The organism is Mycolicibacterium vaccae NBRC 14118 = CIP 105934, from assembly GCF_001552715.1.
In the GTDB taxonomy this organism is placed as follows: Bacteria; Actinomycetota; Actinomycetes; order Mycobacteriales; family Mycobacteriaceae; genus Mycobacterium; species Mycobacterium vaccae.
Genome location: NZ_BCRS01000322.1, coordinates 1 through 1,839, shown reverse-complemented (window position 1 = coordinate 1,839; position 1,839 = coordinate 1). Strand labels below are relative to the sequence as shown.

Sequence of the window (1,839 nt, the reverse complement as noted above, 5' to 3'; positions counted from 1 at the left end):
TTCGCTTGCCGACCGGAGAGCATACCGGGTAGCGCCGCCGACGCCCTGTACCGGATATTCCAACCACTTGTGCAGGAGCTGCAGAAGAAGCGGGACTGAAGTTGGTGCGATTTCGGGTCCGACCAAGCGGTTAGGCTCGATCTACTCCCCCAAGTGTGCCCCGGCCGTCGACGCGGTGCCGGGGCACACTGCTGTCCAGGTGTCCCGTTTGGGACAGGTGTTCCAGATGGAACAGGTGTCTAAAGTTAGACACCTGGAGGGTGGCATTTGAAATGCGACCCCTGAGCCATTTTGTTTGGTGTCGACAAAATGCCCGTTCAGCGGCTGGCCGGGGGTACTCACTCAGCGAGGACCCATCTACGAGGAGGGTCGAAAAGGTCAGCGGTTCCCGCATAGGGGATCGGGAACCGGGAACCGCATCAGTTGACCTACTGAGCGGCTTTAATGGTGTCCGATGACGACGTGGATGACTGCAGAGTCTGCGGCGAAGTACGCGACGGTGTCGTTGCGGACAATCCGGCAGGCCGTCCAGGACGGTGACCTTGCCGCCTATCCGGTGGGGAAAGTTGGTCGGCATTACCGGCTCACGGCCGACGACATCGACGCATGGATGAAATCAAGGTCGTGGGAACCCCGATGACCGGGCATGAGCCGGAGAAGTCGACTCAGCCAGTGAGCAGCGCTCCGCCGATCGTCACGTACAGCCTCGAAGAAGTCGCCGCGATGGTTCTACCGCCCGACATGAAAGCACCGGAACGCTGGCTGGCCGAAAGGCTCCGACGTAACAAGATCTCTGGATACAAGATCGGGCGCACCTGGCGCATGACGCACGCGGACGTCGAAGATTTCATTGCCCGCCACCGATCCTCCCCGCCGCCTGTGCCTGTGTCCGAGACTGAGGAGCGTGAGACCTATCCGGGTGGGCTCACCCGGCGCTCCTGGCAGAACCTTCGACGAAGTCAGATCCCCGGAACGGTTCAGTACAACCGTCGTAATGGAATTCCGCGCACTATGCCAGGCGAGGGTCGAGCGATCGAGCACGACAAGGTTCACCCCCTCCCGAGCTCGTTCGTGAAGGTGATTCCAGAGTCACTGGGAGCGATCGCGGCGATGCCGCCGCTAACCGAGGCCCAGCAGGCCCTGTGGGACCGCGTACAGGCGGAGGGCGAAGTGATTTTCAGCGGCAAGACTGCGAAGAAAACCGTTGAGGCATTGGCAAAGCGCGCCCTAGTCGACTACGACGCTGAGTACATCCTGAATGAGAAGCACCTCTACTACGCGTACCGCTTTACTGTCCGGCTGCGGCCAAAAGCTTAGTCGCTGTTACAGCCGAGATAGTAGCGCTGCGATGAATTCCTCAGGCTCGGGACTGTAATAGCCGGGTGGAGGAAGCTCCACGTCATCTCCGGCATCAAATTGCACTCGCACCTTCGGGGACGCGATGGCGCGGAAGCCTTTATCCTCTACTACCGCTTGAAGTTTCACAGATTTGATCCGCGCAAGAGGCCGGTAGTCGCCGGACATTTCGGCGTCGTCGCCGCCACCTTGACAGGTGATGACTCCCAAGCCGGTATCTGTGAGCCAATAGAGGCCCCACGTTTTCGTTTTGGGGTCAAGGTAGGAGAAGTAAAGAATCGCGCTCGGCGCATACTCATAGGCGAGCTCTAGAAAGTGCCGTGGTGGGCGCTCTCTGATATCTCCGCCGAATGCCTTTACGAAGAACGCGTACACCGGATCGTTCTGAGCCCCCGTCATGCACAGGCAAATTACCTGAGTCGGCAGGCGTGAGAAGTGGACCTGCGAAACTCAGGGTCTGTTTTCGCGGCCTAGTTTGATCAC

Annotated in this window: 3 protein-coding genes; 2 read left to right on the top strand and 1 reads right to left on the bottom strand. The window is 59.5% G+C overall.

Features of this window, described 5'->3' with window-relative positions; translation table 11 throughout:
- The first annotated feature begins 466 nt into the window (after positions 1 to 466).
- Positions 467 to 640 (top strand): excisionase family DNA-binding protein, encoded by a 174-nt coding sequence (locus MVA01S_RS29680; RefSeq protein ID WP_157895609.1) that lies wholly within the window; start codon positions 467 to 469, stop codon positions 638 to 640.
- A complete protein-coding gene (locus MVA01S_RS31425) occupies positions 607 to 1,317 on the top strand; it encodes a helix-turn-helix domain-containing protein (protein WP_003934075.1) in 711 nt (236 codons plus the stop codon). Before MVA01S_RS29680 ends, MVA01S_RS31425 begins: the two co-directional genes overlap by 34 nt.
- 6 nt (positions 1,318 to 1,323) lie before the next feature.
- On the opposite strand, the gene MVA01S_RS31420 is transcribed toward MVA01S_RS31425, so the two are convergent.
- Positions 1,324 to 1,755: a hypothetical protein gene (locus tag MVA01S_RS31420; protein ID WP_144033090.1), complete on the bottom strand. Its 432-nt coding sequence runs from the start codon at positions 1,753 to 1,755 to the stop codon at positions 1,324 to 1,326.
- Positions 1,756 to 1,839: the final 84 nt, after the last annotated feature.

What these genes read in the sequence shown, in the direction of transcription:
- MVA01S_RS29680 (WP_157895609.1), top strand. Translation starts at nt 467, where the DNA reads ATGACTGCAGAGTCTGCGGCGAAGTACGCGACGGTGTCGTTGCGGACA.
- MVA01S_RS31425 (WP_003934075.1), top strand. Translation starts at nt 607, where the DNA reads ATGGATGAAATCAAGGTCGTGGGAACCCCGATGACCGGGCATGAGCCG.
- MVA01S_RS31420 (WP_144033090.1), bottom strand. Translation starts at nt 1,755, where the DNA reads ATGACGGGGGCTCAGAACGATCCGGTGTACGCGTTCTTCGTAAAGGCA.